Origin of the sequence: Flavobacterium sp. HJSW_4, assembly GCF_042436695.1 — a bacterium.
GTDB lineage: Bacteria > Bacteroidota > Bacteroidia > Flavobacteriales > Flavobacteriaceae > Flavobacterium.
The window spans coordinates 15088-35428 of record NZ_JBHNPP010000009.1 but is presented as its reverse complement, the minus strand read 5'-3'; the positions used below and the strand labels follow the sequence as shown (position 1 = coordinate 35428).

General features: G+C 33.7%; 15 protein-coding genes. 10 read left to right on the top strand and 5 right to left on the bottom strand.

The features are described from left to right. Window positions 1–18 precede the first annotated feature (18 nt). From ACE01P_RS10680 to ACE01P_RS10635, 10 genes are all read left to right on the top strand, one after another. The gene (locus tag ACE01P_RS10680; RefSeq protein ID WP_379697271.1) at window positions 19–534 is read left to right on the top strand and encodes an RNA polymerase sigma factor; all 516 of its coding nucleotides are present in this window, start codon (window positions 19–21) and stop codon (window positions 532–534) included. A 50-nt stretch (window positions 535–584) separates the two neighbouring features. Continuing rightward, window positions 585–1484 carry a FecR family protein gene (locus tag ACE01P_RS10675; RefSeq protein WP_379697268.1) on the top strand — a complete coding sequence of 300 codons (900 nt, stop codon included), beginning with the start codon at window positions 585–587 and terminating at the stop codon, window positions 1482–1484. Window positions 1485–1511: 27 nt separating this feature from the next. Next, window positions 1512–4019, top strand: coding sequence for a carboxypeptidase-like regulatory domain-containing protein (locus ACE01P_RS10670; protein ID WP_379697261.1), 2508 nt, complete (start codon window positions 1512–1514; stop codon window positions 4017–4019). Window positions 4020–4150: 131 nt separating this feature from the next. Continuing rightward, on the top strand, window positions 4151–4555 hold the full coding sequence (locus ACE01P_RS10665) for a hypothetical protein (protein WP_379697259.1): 405 nt from the start codon (window positions 4151–4153) through the stop codon (window positions 4553–4555). A 6-nt stretch (window positions 4556–4561) separates the two neighbouring features. Beyond that, complete coding sequence (locus tag ACE01P_RS10660; protein ID WP_379697256.1) at window positions 4562–5404, top strand: DUF5777 family beta-barrel protein; 843 nt, start codon at window positions 4562–4564, stop codon at window positions 5402–5404. Window positions 5405–5426: 22 nt separating this feature from the next. Next, entirely contained in the window at window positions 5427–5831 is a 405-nt protein-coding gene (locus ACE01P_RS10655; RefSeq protein ID WP_379697253.1) for a c-type cytochrome, read from the top strand. Between the two features lie 5 nt (window positions 5832–5836). Next, window positions 5837–6388 (top strand): YceI family protein, encoded by a 552-nt coding sequence (locus tag ACE01P_RS10650; RefSeq protein ID WP_379697250.1) that lies wholly within the window; start codon window positions 5837–5839, stop codon window positions 6386–6388. 86 nt (window positions 6389–6474) lie between these two features. Then, complete coding sequence (locus ACE01P_RS10645) at window positions 6475–6870, top strand: hypothetical protein (RefSeq protein ID WP_379697247.1); 396 nt, start codon at window positions 6475–6477, stop codon at window positions 6868–6870. Window positions 6871–7084: 214 nt separating this feature from the next. Continuing rightward, a complete protein-coding gene (locus ACE01P_RS10640) occupies window positions 7085–9529 on the top strand; it encodes a TonB-dependent siderophore receptor (protein ID WP_379697244.1) in 2445 nt (814 codons plus the stop codon). A gap of 41 nt (window positions 9530–9570) precedes the next feature. Continuing rightward, complete coding sequence (locus ACE01P_RS10635) at window positions 9571–10686, top strand: PepSY-associated TM helix domain-containing protein (protein WP_379697242.1); 1116 nt, start codon at window positions 9571–9573, stop codon at window positions 10684–10686. A 28-nt stretch (window positions 10687–10714) separates the two neighbouring features. Here the strand turns inward: ACE01P_RS10635 and ACE01P_RS10630 are convergent, their stop codons facing one another. The 5 genes from ACE01P_RS10630 to ACE01P_RS10610 form a co-directional block, all read right to left on the bottom strand. Then, window positions 10715–11434 (bottom strand): hypothetical protein, encoded by a 720-nt coding sequence (locus ACE01P_RS10630; RefSeq protein WP_379697240.1) that lies wholly within the window; start codon window positions 11432–11434, stop codon window positions 10715–10717. A 284-nt stretch (window positions 11435–11718) separates the two neighbouring features. Then, window positions 11719–14541, bottom strand: a complete 2823-nt coding sequence (locus tag ACE01P_RS10625; RefSeq protein ID WP_379697238.1) for a M16 family metallopeptidase — start codon at window positions 14539–14541, stop codon at window positions 11719–11721. Between the two features lie 215 nt (window positions 14542–14756). After that, on the bottom strand, window positions 14757–16826 hold the full coding sequence (locus ACE01P_RS10620) for a cytochrome c biogenesis protein CcdA (protein ID WP_379697236.1): 2070 nt from the start codon (window positions 16824–16826) through the stop codon (window positions 14757–14759). Window positions 16827–16911: 85 nt separating this feature from the next. Continuing rightward, window positions 16912–18303 (bottom strand): alpha/beta hydrolase family protein, encoded by a 1392-nt coding sequence (locus tag ACE01P_RS10615; RefSeq protein WP_379697234.1) that lies wholly within the window; start codon window positions 18301–18303, stop codon window positions 16912–16914. A gap of 24 nt (window positions 18304–18327) precedes the next feature. Then, a complete protein-coding gene (locus tag ACE01P_RS10610; protein WP_379697232.1) occupies window positions 18328–20322 on the bottom strand; it encodes a redoxin domain-containing protein in 1995 nt (664 codons plus the stop codon). Window positions 20323–20341 lie beyond the last annotated feature (19 nt).

Sequence of the window (20341 nt, the reverse complement as noted above, 5' to 3'; positions counted from 1 at the left end):
ACAAACTGCAAAAACCAAATGCCACATATCCCCCAGTCAGATACTTGCGACGAAATTGTTTTTTCGTCCTTTTTTAAAAGCCAGATTAAAGCACTTCGCAATTTTCTTTTTTACAAATTTGGTAATTTGGAAAAAGCAGAAGATGTAGCACAGGAAGCTTTCTTAAAACTTTGGCAGAACTGTTCTTCGGTTCCAATCGAAAAGGCAAAATCTTACATCTACACAATAGCCAACAATAGCAGTTTGAATGAAATCGCCCATCAAAAAGTGGTTCTGAAATACGAAAAAGATTTTACAGGTTTGGACAAAACCAATCAGACTCCCGAATATCTTTTGGAAGAAAAACAATTTCAAGCAAAACTTTTAAAAGCAATCGAAAACTTAAACGAAAAACAACGTGTTGCTTTTTTGATGCACAGAATTGACGGAAAAAAATACAGCGAAATTGCCGCCGACTTAAATATCAGCGTAAAAGCGGTAGAAAAACGCATTCATTTAGCTTTGTTAAGCTTACGTAAAGAAATTGATCTCTAAAAGTAGGGTAAATTTATTTCTAACTGTTTTAATAACATAATACCGGTATAATGAAAAAAAATCACTTACTAGCCAAATGGCTTAACGATGATTTGACTGAAGAAGAATTAGCTGCTTTTAAAGCCAGTCCCGATTTTGAAAAATATCAAAAAATTAAAAATTATACAGATCATTTAACGGTGGATGATTTGGATGAAAATGCTATGCTTTCTTCTATTTTGAAACAGAAAAAAGAAGCTCCAAAAGTAATTCCGTTATACAAAACAGGGTTATTCCGTGCAGCAGCAATTTTTATTCTGGCTCTCGGAATCACACTTGCTTTTAATATGCTTGTACCTCAAACAGAAACAGCCGGTTTTGCAGAAAAAAATTCTTTTTCTCTGCCTGATAATTCTGAAGTGGTTCTAAATTCAGGTTCTGAAATTGAGTATAAAAAATGGAACTGGAACAAAAACAGACATCTTGAACTACAAGGAGAAGCCTATTTTAGAGTAGCAAAAGGAAGACGTTTTGAAGTAGAAACCAAACTAGGAAAAGTGGCCGTTTTAGGAACACAGTTTAATGTTAAGGTCAGAAAAAACAGGTTTGATGTAGTTTGTTATGAAGGAAGAGTAAAAGTCAACTATGCTGGAAAACAAGTTCTTTTGACGCATGGTCAAGGTGTAAGTTTTCAGAATGGAAATCAGATAAAAATGGAAACCAATTCGCTAAAACCAGAATGGATCAACCATCAGATAAGTTTTTACAAAGAAAACATCCGAACAATTTTGGATGAAGTTGAAAGACAATATAATATTAGTATTGAGTTGAAAACTACAGACACAACATCTTTGTTTACAGGAAAGTTGCCTGCCGAAAATCTCGATACCGCATTACAGATTCTAAGCACAACTTATAACTTAAAAATTCAAAAAGTTTCAAACCATAAAATAATTATTGACGAAAAATAAATGCTGCGCCCAAAACAATATCATTTTTTGTTTTGCATTTTTTTCTATGTCCTCAATTTATTAGGTCAGGAGAAAGGAAAAGCTGTGCCATTAAATAAAATCATTATTGATATTGAACAGCAGCATCAGGTAAGTTTTAATTATCTGGAAGACAATGTTGTCGGAATAAAATTAAGTCCGCCAAATAAAGCACTTTCTTTAGAACAGAAACTGCGCTATCTTTCTCAAAACACAGATTTGTCATTTGAAAACATTGACAACAAATTCATTAATGTTTATAAAAACAAAGACAAAACTCCGATAATCTGCGGATATATTTTTTCTTCATCAGATAAAAAACCTATTGAAGACGCCAACCTCAACTTATCAGGAAAAATTCATGCTACAACCAATTCAGAAGGTTATTTTGAATTAGAGAAAACGGATAAAAACTCGCTTTTAATTAGTCATGTTGGATTTTGTTCAAAAAGAATTTCAATTGGCAATGCTGATACAAAAAACTGCTTAAAATTATTCTTGGAGCCAGAAGTTACAGAACTTAAAGAAATTAAAGCTGGATCTATTCTTGCTTCTGGTATTTCTAAAAATACAGACGGATCATTTGAAATTAAACCTAAGAAATTTGGTATTCTTCCTGGGCTTATTGAACCAGACGCATTGCAGGCCATGCAGCAGATTCCGGGTGTAAACAGCATCGATGAAAGCGTTTCGAGTATCAATGTTCGCGGAGGAACGCATGATCAGAATTTGTTTTTATGGAATGGAATTCGAATGTTTCAAACTGGTCACTTTTTTGGTTTGATTTCTGTGTTTAATCCGAATTTGGCACACACAATTTCGATTTATAAAAATGGAAGTTCTGCTTTTTTTGGCGAAAGCGTATCGAGTGTAGTTGATATTTCTACTACTCCACAAACGGAAGAAAAAAACAGTTTCAGCGCAGGAATCAATATGATAAACGCTGATGTTTATGGAAAATACAATCTTTCTAAAAAAAGTTTTATCGAAATCTCTGCCCGCAAATCGATTACCGATTTTGTAGAAACACCTACTTATAAAGAATATTTCAATAAAGTTTTCCAAAATACCACTATTACTGATTTCAATCAAAAGCAGAATGTCGATTACCAAAGTGATAAAAAATTCGGTTTTTATGATGCTACTTTCAAATATGTCCAAAAAATAGGAACCAAAGACCAGCTGATACTTGATTTGATAACAATTCAGGATAATCTGGAAGTTTTTCAAAGTGCAACAGTCTACGATATTTTTAGATCGGAAAACAGCACTTTGCGTCAACAAAATTATGGCGGTAATTTATCATGGCATAGAAACTGGAATAGCTTTAATACAACAAAAATCAATATTTACAATTCGGCTTATGAACTTCTTGGCAATCAGAAAAACAGTATAGGAAATCAAATTGCGATTCAGGAAAATACTGTAAACAATAATGGAATCAATTTAGAAAATCAGCATATTCTAAATTCTAAATTTGTTCTGAGCGATGGTTATCAATTCAATGAAATCGGTATTACCAATTTCGAGCGTGTAAACAATCCTGAATTTTATCGTAAAGTCAAAGATGTTCTTAGAACTCATGCTTTAATTTTTGAAGGAAAATATAATGATACAATCAGCAGATTATATTTTAAAGCTGGAGCACGAATTAATTATATTGAAAAATTTCAAAAATGCATTGTTGAACCACGAGTTCAATTTAATTATGGCATTAACAAAAACCTTAATCTAGAATTATTAGGTGAACTCAAAAGTCAAAATTCGCAACAGATTATTGATTTGCAAAAAGATTATTTCGGAATCGAAAAAAGGCGTTGGATTGTTTCTAATAACGCAACAGTTCCTATTCAGAGAAGCAAACAGCTGTCTTTAAGTTTATTCTACAAAAAGAATGACTGGCTTTTGGATATAGAAAATTTTTATAAAAGAGTAAACGGTATTATCACTGCAAGTCAGGGCTTTCAGAATCAGTTAGAATTTGTAAGAACAACGGGAGATTATGAAGTATTAGGGACAGAAATCCTTATTCAGAAAAAGTTTAATCACTTTCTGACATGGCTGAGTTATACTTTTAATGATAACAACTATGATTTTCCTAATTACGAATTTCAAATATTTCCAAACAATTTTGAGCTATCACACACTCTTTCGTGGGCTGTAATGTATGAGAAAAACAATTTCAAAATCGCTCTGGGAACTAGATGGTCTTCAGGAAGGCCTAGAACTTCTACAGACAATTCTAATATAAATCCTTCAGACCCTGTTTTGGTTTACAACAGACCTAACAATACCAATCTTCATGTTTTTTCGCAGGTTAACCTTTCTTCTACTTATAAATGGGAAACCGCTAATGGAATTCAGTATAAAATTGGATTATCTATTTTGAATATCTTAAATCGAAAAAACGAAATAGGCGAATATTATAGAATTAGTTCGCTTACCAATTCTATCGAAGAAGTTGAAACTTTTGCATTGCAAAGAACTCCAAATGTGAGTTTTAGAGTTTCTTTATAGACTACAGCATACAAACATCGAAAGTAGGTTTGTAATCATTTTTTATTTTTTTCTGACAAAATCACAATTTTTTGGTAGGGTAATCTGCATCAAGCCTGTTTTATTATTGAACCCATCAAAAAAAATTGAAAATGAAAAGAAAAAAAGCAGTCACACTCCTTGCAGTTTTGCTTATAATCGTTTCGGGCGGTATCTATTTCTATTACGGTTTTCTTTTTAAAGAAGCCCGTAACATAACAACCGAAAATCCGGAAACCAGCGTAACTGCAGCAACACTAATCGAGGATTACAACTCCGATCCTAAAAAAGCAGATTTAAAATACCTCAACAAAACTATCGAGGTAACAGGTATAGTAACCAAAGAAACCGATTCTGTTATGATACTTGAAAATACTGTTTTCTGCCTTTTCGCTCAAAAAACAAAACACAATCTCCTAAGTCCTAATGCAATCATTAAAGGAAAATGCATTGGTTATGACGAGCTATTTCAGGAAATCAAATTAGACCAGTGCACGATTAACAATCCAAACAATTAACCATTTATGAAAAAATTCTTAATCCCTTTCTGCTTCTTTATCGCTACTATGGCTTATTCGCAGGACGATTTACTTAACAGCCTCGATTCTACTCAGGTAGATGCAAACTATTCTACCGCAACGTTTAAAGCTTTACAGCTGGTAACCTTACAAACCACAAAAATGCCTGCAAAAAAGGAATTCTATTTTGTTGTTTCGCATCGTTTTGGCACTGTAAAAGATGGTCTTGACAGCTTTTTCGGACTTGATAATGCTACTACAAAACTGGGCGGCATTTACGGAATTACAGATTGGCTTTCTGCTAGTCTTTCGAGACATACTTTAAATAAAATGTATGAAACAGGTTTAAAGTACAGATTAGTAAGACAAGACGATCATTTTCCTGTAGATATTGTGGGATATAGTGTTGCCGACATCAATACATTTTTAGAAAAAGATCAATATCCAGGTTTAGAATTTAAACATCGAGTGACTTACGTACAGCAATTATTGATTTCGAGAAAATTCAGTGAAAAACTATCGTTTGAATTAGTTCCTTCTTTTATACACAAAAACCTTTACAATCCTGACATTGAAAGAGACAATCAGTTTTCTTTTGGCGGAGGCGGACGCTATAAAATCACGAAAAGATTGTCTGTAAACTTAGAGTACATGCACAATTTTGACAAACCTGATTTTTATAAAAACCCTCTGTCTGTCGGTCTTGATATAGAAACCGGAGGGCACGTTTTCCAGCTTATTTTCACTAACTCACAATCCATGAGCGAAAGCGGATACATCACTAATGCATCAGGAGACTGGGGCAAAGGAGACTTCTTCTTTGGATTTAACTTATACAGAGTATTTTAATTAACAACAAAAAAAACAAACTATGAAAAAGGTACTAGCATTAACAATTTTAATGGCAATATTTACAAGCTGCAGCGATTCAGACACTTATCAAGATATCGAAACACCGCCGACAACAGAAACGCCAAATCCAACCCCGAATCCGAATCCAGATCCTGAGCCGGCAACCGCAGTAACTTATACTAAAAATGTAAAATCTATTATCGATGCTAATTGTATTGGCTGCCATCAAAGTGGAAGATCTGCAGGTTTCAGACCTTTAACTACTTATGCTGAAGTAAAGGTTGCAGTCGAAAATGCAGGATTATTGAGCAGAATACAACTCCAAACCGGTCAGCAAGGTATTATGCCTCAAGGAGGAAGAATGTCTCAGGCAAATATTGATGCGATTGTAAAATGGAATACAGACGGATTAAAAGAAAATTAATTACTATGAAAAAAATATTTTTTAATTGCCTGATCGCATTCCTTTTACTTGGAATAAACCATGCATCAGCACAAAAACTGATCACTAAAACCGGAAATATCAAGTTTCAGGCTACTATGCCTTCTTATGAAGAAGTTGCTGCCGAAAACAAAAGTGTTTCTGCAATATTAGAACAAACAACTGGAGATTTTGCTTCATTGGTGCTTATAAAAGGCTTCCGCTTTAAAGTGGCTTTGATGGAAGAACATTTCAATGAAAATTATATGGAATCTGAAAAGTTCTCAAAAGCTACATTAAAAGGAAAAATAGTCGATTTTGATATTTCTAAAATCACCAATACGCCTAAAAATTTTACTCTAAAAGGAGATTTAACCATTCATGGCAAAACAAATCCTGTGAGCATTATTGTAAAAATTTCGAAAGCAGCTAATGGAATCACTCTAAATGGTTCATTTGAAGCAAAACCAGAAGATTACAATATTGAAATTCCAAGTTTGGTGAGAAAGAAAATTGCTGATAAAGTCAAAATCGATTACAACTTTTTACTGACTAAATAAATGTTTTCTGAATGATTTGACATTCAATCTGAGGCCGGTTTCATACTTAGCCGGTCTCTTTTTACCACTAACCTAACCCGCTTTTTATGATCTGGAAAAATTATACTGTTACAGGTGAAGATGTAAATGATGTTATGGTAATGGAAAATACCGCTTATGTTTCTTATACCATAAGATTATTATATCGCTTTTTATATGAAAATGGATTTTCGAGAGAGAAACTCACTACGTTAAATCTAGGCATTCAGCAAGGAAATCATGGATTGGTCTGTTATAAAAATCTAATGTTTACCGAACCTTTTTTAGTAGAAATGAACCAGTTCAATATTGAAGATAAAATCAATTTTAAAAGTGCTTTTTTCAATTCTAAAAACGAATGCTGTGCCGAAATTAGCAGCGAAGTGCAATGGTTTGATTCTATTCATATGAAAACTGTCGCAACCCCGAAAAAGATCCTTCAGCATTTTTCTGTGAAAAGTTAGTGCCTTAAAAATAATCATTACCCGTTCAGGAGAATATTAAAAATATCGATCCTCGACCACTCAATAAAATAGCTGTCAACTTAAATAATCAGCTAAATCTTAATAAAATACATTGATAACATTTTTTATTTTTTTAATCTTGAAACAACTTGCTTTTTTATTTGTAATTAATCTAAATAAAATTAATTTTGTCCCAAAATCTTAAATAACCATCATGAAGTTCATTTATTTATTGCTTTTTTGCGCCTTCGCGAATGTAGGTATCGCACAAAATGCAAAAATCACAGGAAAACTTTCTTCCGAATCTAATGAGGCAGTTTCTTATGCTTCAATTGCAATAAAAAGTCTTAAAAAAAGCGCTATTTCCGATGATAAAGGAAATTTCGAAATTACAAACCTCTCACCTGGAACTTATAACATTTTCTTTTCAGCAATGGGTTTTACTCCACAGGAAAAAACAGTTGAAGTGCATGAAAACGAGAACGTTGAAATTTCAATCGTTTTACAGGAAAACGTCAATACATTACAGACCGTAGAAATTACGGGACGAAAAGAAAAGTCATACCGAAATACAAAATCTTTTATCGGAGCAAAAACTGAAATTGCTTTAAAAGATCTTCCTCAAGCGGTTTCTTATGCTACAAAAGAACTTATTGCCGATCAAGGTGCAATTCGTGTGGGTGAAGTGGTAAAAAACTTCAGCGGTGTGAGCCAGTTTACTTTTTATGATGATATCTCTATTCGAGGTTTTAGAGTTAACGGAGGAAGTAACACCCAGCTACTTAACGGTATGCGTACTTCGACAGGATTCTGGAAACAGCCTCTTGCAAATTATTTAGAGCGTGTTGAAGTTCTAAAAGGCCCATCATCAGCTTTATTTGGAAATGCATCTCCAGGAGGAGTTTTGAACCGTGTGACCAAAAAACCATTAGATCAGGCTGCAAACAGCGTGAGTTTTTCTACAGGAAGTTTTAACACTCTTAGAGCTTTAGCCGATTTTACAGGCCCTTTAACGGAAGATAAATCACTTTTATACCGTTTGAATTTGGGTTATGAAAACGCCAATTCATTCAGAGATTTACAATATGATAAGAATATTGTGGTAGCTCCTTCCCTTTCTTTCCTTCCAAATGATAAAACAAGCGTAAACTTTGATTTGATTTACAGCAGCTCAAACGGAAACTTGGACCGCGGACAGTCTACTTATGAAAACAATCTGTATTCTACCAAAACTTCAAATTCGTTAAACTCAACAAACGATTATTTAAAAGAAGAAACTTATATCGTTACAACTTCGTTAAATCATCAGTTTTCAGATCGTTTATCGTTTTCTGGATCGTACATTAGAACAGGATATAACGAAGATCTTTTAGAACACCGTGGTGCCAATAAATATGCATCTGCAGGAGACGGAACTACAATCCCGACTGCAATCGAAATGCAGGTTTTTATGCGTAAGCGTAAACGTTATATCGACAATCTTTCTACTTTCTTCAAATATGAAGCTAAGACAGGCGCTTTAGACCATAATTTAATTGCAGGTTTTGATTACGCTCAGGAAGAAGTTCCTGTGGGCGGTTCGCAATTAACAGCAAGCGGTTACAGAAATGCGGCCAACAATGGTTTTATCGCTACTTACAATCCTGCGAACAAAGCCAATTATTTATTGGATTCTAAAGGAAATCCAGTTCCAAACGTAGCTCATTTTGATTTAAGCAATCCATTTGCATCGCAGCAATTGAAGGATATGAGTAAATATTTCTACGTAGCGCGTCAGGTTGATCCAACTTACTATTCGTTGTACGGAGTTTACCTTCAAGATCATATTAAATTTGGTGCTTTTCAAGCTTTAATTGGTGTTCGCTACGACGAATATTCAGATAAAGTAAACTACAAAAAAGCGACAGAAACTAAAGTAAAACAGCATTCGTTTTTACCACGTTTTGGTTTAACGTATACACTTAATCCAAATATTAACTTATACGGAACATACGTTCAAGGTTACAATCCACAAACGGCATCGACTTTGGCAAATCCAAATGCAGGAGGGCCATTTAATCCGTTAGAAAGTAATATGGTTGAATTTGGAGGAAAATCATCTTGGTTTAAAGAAAAACTTTTCGTGACTGTAGCTTTATTTAAAATTCAGCAGAAAAATACTTTATATCCTGCTAATGATACTACAAATCCTGATTTAATGCGTTCTGTGGGTGAAGAAGAATCGAAAGGTATCGAAATCGATTTGAACGGAAATATTACACGCAACTGGAGTATTTCTGCGGCTTACACTTATAATGAAGCTTATATTACAGAAAGTCCAATCGAAGTTGAAGTTGGAAGACAAAAAGCAAACACGCCAAGACAGCAAGGAAATATCTGGACTCGTTATAATTTTACTGAAGGCGCTTTAAAAGATTTCGGAATCGCAATGGGATCTAATTTTGCAACAACGCGTACGATGAGCCAGACAACTACAGAAACGCTTCCTGGATATACGCTTTTCAACGGAGCTTTATATTACAACATCAATAAATTTAAAATTCAGCTGAATGCTAATAATATTTTGAATAAAACTTACTGGGTTGGAGGATACGATTATATCCGTTTATTCCCTGGAGCACCTTCAAACTGGCTGTTAACATTGGGGTATTCATTTTAAAAAGCATTGTTTATATTTGAAAAAAATGCGAACGCAATAAAATGAATAAGACATTTAAAAAAAATATTGGTTTACTACACCTTTGGCTCGGACTTGCGTCCGGGCTAATTGTGTTTATAGTGGCACTCACAGGAAGCATATTGGTATTTGAAGAAGAACTTGACGAGTTTTTTAATCCTGAATTTTATACAGTAGCAACGGTCAAAAACGAAAAACTTCCGGTTGATGTTATACTGGCGAAAATTGAGAAAGAATATAAGATTACTGAAATCGAACGCATTCATACTTTTCACGATCCCGAAAGAACTTTAATTGTTACAGGAACTGATTCAAACAAAAAAGATTTGATTTTTGCTATTGACCCTTATACGGGAAAAGTACAAACTTCAATCCCCGAAAAAGGCCGTTTTTTCTCTGTTGTGCTCGACTTGCACCGTCATTTAATTTTGGGTGAATTTGGAAAAGCAGTTACGGGAATCAGCTGTCTTATTTTTGTTTTTATGCTTTTATCAGGAATGGTTTTGTGGTGGCCGAAAAAACTTAAAAATCTGAAACAGCGATTAACCGTAAAATGGAGTGCATCATTTAAAAGAGTCAATTGGGATTTTCATTCCACTTTTGGATTTTATACTTTTCTAGTTCTGCTGATTATCTCTTTAACAGGTTTAACTTGGTCGTACAAATGGTTTGAAAGTGGTATTTATTTATTAGCAGACGGAACAGCAAAAAAGCCTTCTGCCAAAGTAGAAAATCCGACTAAAATTGATCCGAAAAACGACAAAGCATTTTTTTATCAAAAGATATTTTCTAAAACGGACAGTATTTATAAATTCACAGGAGACACACAAATCAGAATTCCATCTGATACCATTAACAGTCTGATGGTCATTAAACTGAATACTGAAAAATCAATTCCGAATATTTCGAGTATGGTTTATTTTGATAAATATACAGGCGAATTTTTAAAAACAAAACCTTATGAATCTTTCAGTAATGGAGACAAAATAAGACGTTTAATTTACCCGATTCACACGGGAAGCATTTACGGTTATCCAACCAAAATTTTGGCATTTTTAGTCTGTCTTTTTGCCGCTACTTTACCTATTACCGGCTTATTGATTTGGACGGGAAGAAAGAAGAAAAAAGCTCAGAAATAATATTTCAAATCTTCTAGCAACTTTGCTATTAAAACAATAACGAAAAGCCCATTGTATATTTTGTAAGCAAATCGATTCCAAGAAGGATGATGATCAATACTATAAAAACTATCAAATACGTAATGCTCTGGACTTTTTTATTGAATTCTAAAGTCTCAGAATCAATAAAATAATCTGAATAAACAGCAGGAGAAATTTTTATGTGCGGACAAAATAAAGTCGCACCTTTCAGGAAATGAGCAATTAATTGATATTTATTTTTCGGAACATACGACAGTCCATTCTCTGCTGTAGAAAAATGAATCGGAATTCTAACACCATCTTTAAAACCAAAAATATAACTCGGAGAATATTTCGTCCCGATTTTTCTATCAATATCATTTATATACGGTTCTGTACTTTTTCCTAGTTCTTTGTATAAAACACTTTTAACCGTACCATCAAATTGTTGGTGATGCAGACCGTCACGATCAATAGAAATCAAGATTACCTTTTTAAGCCTATGACGCTGATAATTTTTATAAAGTCCCCAAATTGCCCAAAGAACTAAAGGATAATAAATAACATTAAAGATCATCTCATTGTTAGACATTTGGCTATTGTGCTCCAGCTGAATGCTCAATGGAAGTGCGACTAATAAACCTAGCATCGCAATAAACAAAAGTCCGAACATTGCGTACATTACAATAGTAAAAACCAGATGACGTTCTGAATCTATTTTTGGAAAATTTTCTTTGGTATAAATCATTAACTATTTGGCGCTTAAAAGGATTTATTAAATTTTGAATTACTCTTTATAATCTAAAGATTCGTTCTTAAATGACGAATTAAGATTTTATCGTCTTTGTCAAATTAAAACAGAATAACTCAAAAAATAAAATTTATAGGACATTTTTTTGTCTAAAAAACGCTATAAAACAAAAAAAAGAGCTGTTGGCAAAAACAGCTCTTTATAGGTCTTTCAAGTAGTTGTACAAGTTTACTAATTCAAATACTTCTTAAAATTAAAACGAATGAAAAACCTTAATGCATTTAATATTTTGGTGCCGCAGCTTCAGATTTCGATTTCATAATAACTTCTACAGTACTTGGTTTCGCAAAAAACTCTTTTGCAAAAGCTTTCACATCTTCTGGTGTAACTTCGTTTAAAGCTTTTTTGTACGTCGCATCGTCTTTAAAAGTTTCGTTGTTTAGCAGCATATTATTTAAACTGCCTAACCAGAATCCGTTGGTCATTACTTTCTCTGCTCTTCCTTTTAAAAGTGTGTTTTTAACAGTCTGAACATCTTCTTCTTTTGGCGCTTTTTTCTGAATCAGGTCGATTTGTTCGTAAACAATTTTTGTCAGTTTTTCTTCTTTTTCAGGATCACTGTCAAAATTGATTGTCATCGTATATTCATCTGACGGCAAACGACTCACTCCAGATTGCACGTGAACGCCATAACTTCCACCCTCTTCTTCACGAATTAAATCCAGATATTTTTTAGAAAGCAATTCTGCTAAAATATGTGACGTAAATACATTTTTATAACTGTATGGTGATTGCTTCACAAAACGAATATAAACGCTTGCTTTTGGCACATTCATCTCGCGAACCAATAATTTCTTAGCAATTCCAGGTGCTGGATCCAATTTATTGTCTACAAAATTTTCTTTTTTATTTGTGTCTGATGTTATACTTCCAATATATTTTTCGATTAAAGAAATTACATTTTCTGGAAGATTTCCTGTAAATACAAAAGTGAAATCTCCTGCATTCTGAATTCTTTGTTTATAAAGTTCTGATGCTTTTTCAAAACTCAATTGTTTTAAAAACTCATGATCTAAAAGCGGAACTCTTTTGTTGTGATTGTAATTTAACTGAGAAATAGTATCCTGAAAAACTTTCGGATTCGTATTTAAAGTATTTTCTAATGAGTTGCTGAAACCCGTAATCATTCTAGTGTAAGCTTCTTTATCAAATCTTGGCTCTTCAAAATACAAATACAATAATTGCAATAAAGTTTCAAAATCTTTCTGATTGCTAGAACCTCTAAATCCTTCTGTCAATTCTGTGATATATGGTTTTATATCAATGATTTTTCCGTTCAATTTATCTTTCAAATCTGTGCTTCTAAAAGCACCCAAACCAGAACTTTCTACTAAACTCACCGCAATTTGCGCCGACGGAATATCTTCTGTTTTAATTAAAGAACTTCCTCCAAAACTAAATGCTGAAAACAAAACTTCGTCTTTTGCTAAAGTTGTCGGGTACAAAACAATCTTTGCGCCGTTTGCTAAAACGTAGCTTTTTGCTCCAGCAATTCCTTCAATTGGCGTTTCTTTTACCACTTTAGAACCTTTTAATTCAGCAGATACTAAAGGCTTATCGGTATCCGTTTCATTGTATTTTTCAAGAGGCATTTTCTTTACATCCGTCATTACTTTCACATACTCTGCTTCTGACGGATAAACCGCCTCTTTTTTATCTGGTCCTGTAACCACCATGACAATGTTATCGTTTGTCAGCAGTTTTTTTACCGCCTGATTAATTTCAGCCAATGTAATCGTAGCCAATCTCTTTTTTACATTTTCATATTGTGTTTCGATACTTTCAAAAGGCTCTGCTTTCAGAAAATAATTAACCAATTCTTCCGAAAGTGCATCGTTTTCAAACTTGTCTTTATTCTGCAATAAATTTTCGTAAGAACTCAAAACTGCTTCTTTGTTGCGGTCTAATTCTTTCTGCGTGAATCCGTAACGAACGGCTCTTTCGGTTTCAACCATCATTTCTTTGAAACCCTCAAGCGTTTTATTGTTTTTTGGCGTTACATACAAATAATACGAATTGGTCAATCTCGAAACTTCTGAAGTTCCTGTTCCAATTCCTAAAACCGCAGTTTCATTATTTTGAATAAATTCCTGATAACGTCTATTCATCATATCCGTACACAAATTATTCACTAAATCTCTTCTGATGGTTTCGTTGCTTTTTACCTTATCAAATTCCTTTTTGAAATACAAAACCACATTGGTTTCATTCGCTTCCTTGTCTTTCGCTAAAACGTAATTAATTCCTTTGTTTTTAGGAACAGAAACATAATAACGTTCAGCCGCATTTTTAGGCATTTGGATAGAAGAAAAAGTCTCAATAATCTTCTTTTCAATTTCCTTCGGATCAATATCTCCGACAACAATAACAGCTTGTAAATCTGGTCTGTACCATTTTTTATAATAATCTCTTAAAACCTGATAATCAAAAGTGTTAATCAAATTTAAGTCTCCAATTACGTCACGCTTTGCATATTTAGAATCTTTGTACAAAACTTTATCTGTTTCCAAACGAAGTCTAAAATCTGAGTTTCTTCTTGTACGCCATTCTTCACGAATTACACCGCGTTCTGCATCAATTTCTGTATCTTTTAAAGAAAGAAAACCAGACCAATCATGCAATGCCAAAAGACAAGAATCAATTAATTTTGAATCTCCTGCTGGTACATTACTCAAATTGTAAACCGTTTGATCTTGTGCTGTATAAGCATTAATATCTGCCCCGAAACTCACACCTTTTTTCTCTAGCATATCAATGATACCTTTTCCTTCAAAATTTTGTGTTCCGTTGAAAGCCATGTGTTCTAAGAAATGCGCTAATCCGTTTTGATCGTCATTTTCTAAAATTGCTCCCACATTTTGTGCGAAATAAAAACACACGCGATCTTTTGGCCATTCGTTATGAAGAACATAATATTTCATTCCGTTTTTCAGTTTTCCTGAAACTACATCTTTGCTCAGCGGAACTGTTGTTGAAAACTGAGCAGCGCCCTTAAATCCAATTAAAAGGACAAAAAGCCAATATTTTGATTGAAAGATTTTCATTTGATATTTTTTGATTTTTGATTATTGGACCGCTTTTTCTTAACACATAGAAACATAGATTTTTCTTTTAAAAAGGCAATTGAAGAGAAACTCGTTTCTCAACACATAGTATTACGATTACTTTCTATGTTCGTTCAAATAAATGAAATGCCTCTTCACGCAATCATAATCCTATGATTCTATGTGTTTAAAAATTAAACCAACAATATGTTTAGTTATTTTTTAAAATTCCGGATTCCTTCTTGAAGCCAGTTGTAATAAGCATTTATATCTGGATTGTAAGCTGATGGTTTATTCAGATCGTTTTCGTTATGATCCATTAAAACATAATACGGCTGGGCATTGGTTTTGTATTTTAAAATCTGAAGCTCGCTCCATTTTTGACCTGTATATTTTAAAACTTTGCCTGTAATTTTAGAAACAACTTGTTCGTTTTCTGGCAAAGGTCTTTTGTCGTCTACATACAACGAAATCAAAACGACATCATTATTTAAAACCGAAAGCACTTTTGGATCTGGCCAAACACGTTCCTCCATTTTTCGGCAGTTCACGCAGGCATAACCTGTAAAATCTATCATTACGGGTTTGTTTACTTTTTTCGCGTAAGCCAAACCTTCGTCATAATTATGGAAAGTTGGAATTCCGTTTGGACCGCTTTCGGCACCTTCAGGAAGTTCATTTTTCTCTGCATTTTGAGTTACTGCATTTCCAAAGCCATTTGGCGATTCACTGTATTGTTTAGCTGGCGGAAATCCGCTGATGTATTGCAAAGGGGCTCCCCATAATCCCGGAATCATATACACCACAAATGACAGCACGATAATTCCTAAACTCAATCTCCCCACAGAAATATGAGTCGAAGGTGAATCATGCGACAGTTGGATTTTTCCAAATAAATAAAAAGCTAAAACAGTGAATATCGCAATCCAAATGGCTAGGAATACTTCTCTTTCTAATAAATGCAATTGTAAAACTAAGTCGGCGTTGCTCAAGAATTTTAGCGCTAAAGCCAATTCTAAAAAGCCTAAAACCACTTTAACCGAATTTAACCATCCGCCTGATTTTGGCAACGAATTCATCCAGCCTGGAAAAGCCGCAAATAAAGTAAACGGCAATGCAATTGCTAAAGAAAATCCTAACATTCCAACAATTGGAGCAATTCCCGCCTGACTTGCCGCCTGAACCAATAATGTACCTACGATTGGTCCAGTGCAAGAAAATGAAACAACGGCTAAAGCCAATGCCATAAAGAAAATTCCGAATGCTCCTCCAATTTCTGATTTCTGATCAATTTTGGTCAGCCACGAGCTTGGCAGAACAATTTCGAAAGCACCTAAAAATGATAATGCAAAAACTAATAAAAGCAGGAAGAAAACGATATTAAAAACTACGTTTGTCGCCAAAGCATTTAAGGCATCTGCACCAAAAATTGCAGTCACTAAACTTCCTAAAATCACATAAATAACAATGATGAAAATACCGTACATCATCGCATTTCTAATTCCCGCCGCTTTGTTTTTACTTTGTTTGGTAAAAAAACTAACCGTCATCGGAATCATTGGGAAAACGCATGGCGTAAACAAAGCAGCAAGACCTCCCAAAAAGCTGAAGAAAAATAAAGTCCAAAGACTTTCTTCAGGGGCTGTTTTTCCTGAATTAGTTTCTGTTGTTTTATTTAAACTTTCAGGAGTGTCTTTGCTGACAGTGTTAACAGAATTTGTTGTGTTGTTTGTGGTATCCTGTTTAGTAATTGATTCGTCTTTTGCAGGCAAATCTGTGTTTTTTTCGTCTGTCGCTACTGCAGCTGCGTCTTCGTTTTTAACCGGTGTATCTGATTTTTTGAAAGTAAATTTTACTTCTTTTTCTCCTGGAGGCAAACAGCTGTTATCATTGCAAACCATAAAAAATATGATGGCATCAATAGTAAAAGCATCGTTTGTTTTTCTTTCAATATTTTGTGTAAAAACTGCTTTATCTGCAAAGTATTTAATTCGCATATTAAAAACCGGATCATCTACTTCATGTCCCGCAGGTTCGACTACAGAACCGATTGTTTTGTAGTTTTTAGACTTCGGAAAAGTAAAACTTGTCGGTGCTGGTCCGCCAGATGGAACGTTCTGAGAATAAACATGCCAGCCTTTATCAATTTTGGCAATTATACTCAAAGTATATTTGTTCTCTCCTATTTCTTTAACCGAAGTGGTAAACGAAACAGGGTCGTAAATTTGGGCAGTAAGGTTACTTATCGCAAAGAAAAATGCGATAAAAAGGAAGATTTTTTTCATGATTTTAGAATGAAATACTACAATTGAAAGTTTGATGATTTAATCTTTGTCAAAGTTTAAAACTTTGACAAAGATGTAGTTGTCATCATTTTTTATAACGGGTCAAAATCCATTTTGAAACATCTGCCAATACTTCTTCGGCAAAAACCTCATCGAGTTCTTTGACTTCGCCCTGCGTGCAGTTTTTGCAATGCTGGTACATATGATTCAGTCCTGGATAAATCTTTGTCGTAAGATCTTTTGTGCCAAGATATTTCTTAAATGAATTGATATTTTCTTCTGCCGGAACCTGAATATCTTTATCTCCATTTGCCACCATTACAGGAATGGTAATTTTTGGCAGATAATTTTCTGGTTTATAATGAATATTATAACGATACCATTTTCTATCAGCATCTTTTCCGTAGCGGTATAAGAAATCCTTGTCGCGCCCGTCCAAAAGATGTATTTCTTTTAATGTAGTCGAATCCTGCTTTTGCATCCACTCTTTCAGCTTTACTTCCATTGCTGGCTGCGCCGATTCGCCGTCTTTGGTATTGTAAACAAGATCGAACATGATGTTGTACATTTCCATCTGTTTTGCTACAACTTTGTCTGAGAAATTATAGCTTTTCAGAATCGCTGTATTTTGAAGATTCAGCATTTCTAATCCGCTTACACCAACTCCTGATAAACTGATCATGAATTTTACATCTTTGTTTCTTGAACTTACAATCGATGCAATCATTCCGCCTTCGCTATGGCCAATCAGGCCGATGTGCGATGCATCAATATTTTTATCACTTTTCAAATAAGTAATTTCTGCATCAATATCATCAGCAAAATCGCCTGTTGTCGCATTTTGAAAATCGCCTGTTGTTTTACCAATTCCTCTATCGTCTACACGTAAAGAAGCAATTCCGTTTCGCGCCAAATAATCTGCTAAAACAGTAAAAAATTCTCTTCCCATGTAGGTATAATTGCGATCGTGCTGTCCCGTTCCTGAGATTAAAATCGCTAACGGATATTTCTTTTTTCCTTGCGGAATTGTCAATGTTCCTCCGTAAGTTAGTTTTGTGTTTTTTCCTAAAAACGTCATATCAATAACCTGATACGGATATGGTTTCTTAGGGTGCTGTGAGAAAAACAAAGGTTCAACAGCATTTTGTTTCTTCAAAACCATTGAAACATTTGGAAATGAATAATTATTGAAAATACCAGAAATTGCAGTTTTATCAGCGTTGTATTTTCCTTTAAAAACAAAATTATACACTTCATTTTTAAAGAAAACACTATCCTTTTCTGTTCTAATTCCTATTTTAATAGAGTCATAGGACATTTCTGGAATACTCAGTAAAAGTGAATCTTTTTTACTGTCAAAATCGCCTGCCACGATGATTCGTGAAGAATGGTATTGTCCCTGCCAGATGGTTTGCGCGAAACCAGTCTGACAGTACAATCCTAAAATACTGAGAAATAAAAAATGAACAATTTTCATTACTTAACCTTTTTTTTAACTAAATTATTTTTTCTCAGATTTTAAATATTCAACGATGATCGAAATTTCGTCAAGCAATTCGCTTGGGCTTCCAAAATAACCATTCGACATCCATCTTAAATTTCCGTTTTGGTCGATAATCATTTTCTCCGGAATTCCAGAGAAATGAAACGCTTTTGAATACTTGTCGTAAACGGCATCAAATTTTCCTGTTTTCGGATTTTTACTATCATACAAAATTGTAAAATCAAATCCTTTTTCTTTAATGAAAGCCTGAGTCTGCGCTTTAAAATCTTTGATGTATTCCATTGTATCAACAAAATAGAATTTCACATTCGGATCTTCTTTGTATTTATTCACTGCCATATTCATTCCTGGCATTGCATTTTTACAAGGTCCGCACCACATTGCCCAGAAATCAAGAACCACAATTTTACCTTTTTGGTCAGCTAATTTTACTTTTCCACCACGGCTGCTTTCCATCTCAAATCCATCGATTGGAAGATTGATTAATTCTGCAATCAATTTCTTTTTGTGTTCTTCATTATTATCTGCTTTTAAAGAATGATAATAAGCATCAAACTCAGCTTCTTTCTTACCTTCTTTTACAAACAAATCTTTAAAAGTTGCAATAGATTCTGGTGTAATTTTATTTGCTTTTGTAGCAGCAACCAAATAAGCTTTTGCTTCAGCTGTTTTCCCTTCTCTTAACAACATTCTAGAATACACTTCATTGTATTGTGCGTCTTCAAATTTCATTATTGGTTTGATTTTGTCTAAGTATTTTTTAGATAAATCATAACTTTTGAAGATTTCTAAAAGTTTAGCATAAGTAAAATATTCTCTTGCTGCATTTTGCAATGCTTGAGCCTGCCATTCTTTTAAAGATAATTTTCCAACATATTCTTTGGGTACAAATGCTTCTCTGCTTTCCATTTCACGAATAATTGCATCTGCATATTTCTTTAAAGTTTCTAATGATGTTTTTTCAGTTCCTTCTTGATCTCTATCAAAAGGAATTGAAATTAAATGCCAAGCATAATCAACTAAAATATTGTAAGAAACTTTTTTTACACTATTGATTGAGTAGCTATAATCTTTGTTTTTTACGATATAGTTGTAAGCAATTCCTTTAAACATTTTATCATAAAACAAACTTTCTGTATCTGTATTGACATCTAGGAAATTGCTTTGCGGGAAGTTTTTTTCAAAAGCAGTATACATAGCCACTTTCTTATTGAAATCTCCTTCGTTAAATATTTTTTTAATTTCAATGTCGCGAGCCCAAACTCCATTTGGATATCTTTTCAATAAAACATTCTGAACAGAATCTGCAAAAACTTTATGTTCAGGTTCCAACAAACCAATCGTTTTCTGAATGTTATATTGTGTTGGATTGTCTAAGCTCTTTTCTGTTAAAACAAAACGAACTTCTCTCATAATTAGCTTTGGCTGTGGTTGACCAGTTTCTAATTGTTTCAATTTTGAACCTTCATAAAATACATGCGTACGTGCATTTGGATGGTATTTTAACTCATTATTGATCCAGAATAAAGAAACTTCTTTTTTGATATAAGCACTATCATGAACAATATTCGGAACCTGATCCTGTAAATCAGGACTTCTTAAAAATCCCCAAGCTACATAAGAACCATCATTTTTATCCAGAATCCAAGAATAGGTCATTTTTCCACCATTGTCTTTAATTGTATCTGATTTAAAAACGCAAGTAATGAAAGCTGCTTTATCAGAAAGCTTCATTTTAGTCTGCCATTTTTTATCTCCAGTCGATTTTAAAGTAATATCGTCTGCCAACCATCTAAAATTATCGTAAGTATAAACAACTCCTTCAACGTGTTTTGCATTTTCTAATGGAGTATCTGTCGCATTGTAAGTAATTGTAATTTCTTCGCCCGCGTTTGGATGTTCTGGCGTTAAAAAGAATTTTTCTCCGCTAGTTTGAGCCAGTAATGGACTTGTGATACCAAAAAGAAATAGTATCAGTTTTAAATTTTTCATTTTTTGTTTGTTTTTTGAA

Excerpts from the sequence above, each read along its gene's own strand:
- ACE01P_RS10680 (WP_379697271.1), top strand. The coding sequence starts at position 19 with ATGCCACATATCCCCCAGTCAGATACTTGCGACGAAATTGTTTTTTCG.
- ACE01P_RS10675 (WP_379697268.1), top strand. The coding sequence starts at position 585 with ATGAAAAAAAATCACTTACTAGCCAAATGGCTTAACGATGATTTGACT.
- ACE01P_RS10665 (WP_379697259.1), top strand. The coding sequence starts at position 4,151 with ATGAAAAGAAAAAAAGCAGTCACACTCCTTGCAGTTTTGCTTATAATC.
- ACE01P_RS10660 (WP_379697256.1), top strand. The coding sequence starts at position 4,562 with ATGAAAAAATTCTTAATCCCTTTCTGCTTCTTTATCGCTACTATGGCT.
- ACE01P_RS10655 (WP_379697253.1), top strand. The coding sequence starts at position 5,427 with ATGAAAAAGGTACTAGCATTAACAATTTTAATGGCAATATTTACAAGC.
- ACE01P_RS10650 (WP_379697250.1), top strand. The coding sequence starts at position 5,837 with ATGAAAAAAATATTTTTTAATTGCCTGATCGCATTCCTTTTACTTGGA.
- ACE01P_RS10645 (WP_379697247.1), top strand. The coding sequence starts at position 6,475 with ATGATCTGGAAAAATTATACTGTTACAGGTGAAGATGTAAATGATGTT.
- ACE01P_RS10640 (WP_379697244.1), top strand. The coding sequence starts at position 7,085 with ATGAAGTTCATTTATTTATTGCTTTTTTGCGCCTTCGCGAATGTAGGT.
- ACE01P_RS10635 (WP_379697242.1), top strand. The coding sequence starts at position 9,571 with ATGAATAAGACATTTAAAAAAAATATTGGTTTACTACACCTTTGGCTC.
- ACE01P_RS10630 (WP_379697240.1), bottom strand. The coding sequence starts at position 11,434 with ATGATTTATACCAAAGAAAATTTTCCAAAAATAGATTCAGAACGTCAT.
- ACE01P_RS10625 (WP_379697238.1), bottom strand. The coding sequence starts at position 14,541 with ATGAAAATCTTTCAATCAAAATATTGGCTTTTTGTCCTTTTAATTGGA.
- ACE01P_RS10620 (WP_379697236.1), bottom strand. The coding sequence starts at position 16,826 with ATGAAAAAAATCTTCCTTTTTATCGCATTTTTCTTTGCGATAAGTAAC.
- ACE01P_RS10615 (WP_379697234.1), bottom strand. The coding sequence starts at position 18,303 with ATGAAAATTGTTCATTTTTTATTTCTCAGTATTTTAGGATTGTACTGT.
- ACE01P_RS10610 (WP_379697232.1), bottom strand. The coding sequence starts at position 20,322 with ATGAAAAATTTAAAACTGATACTATTTCTTTTTGGTATCACAAGTCCA.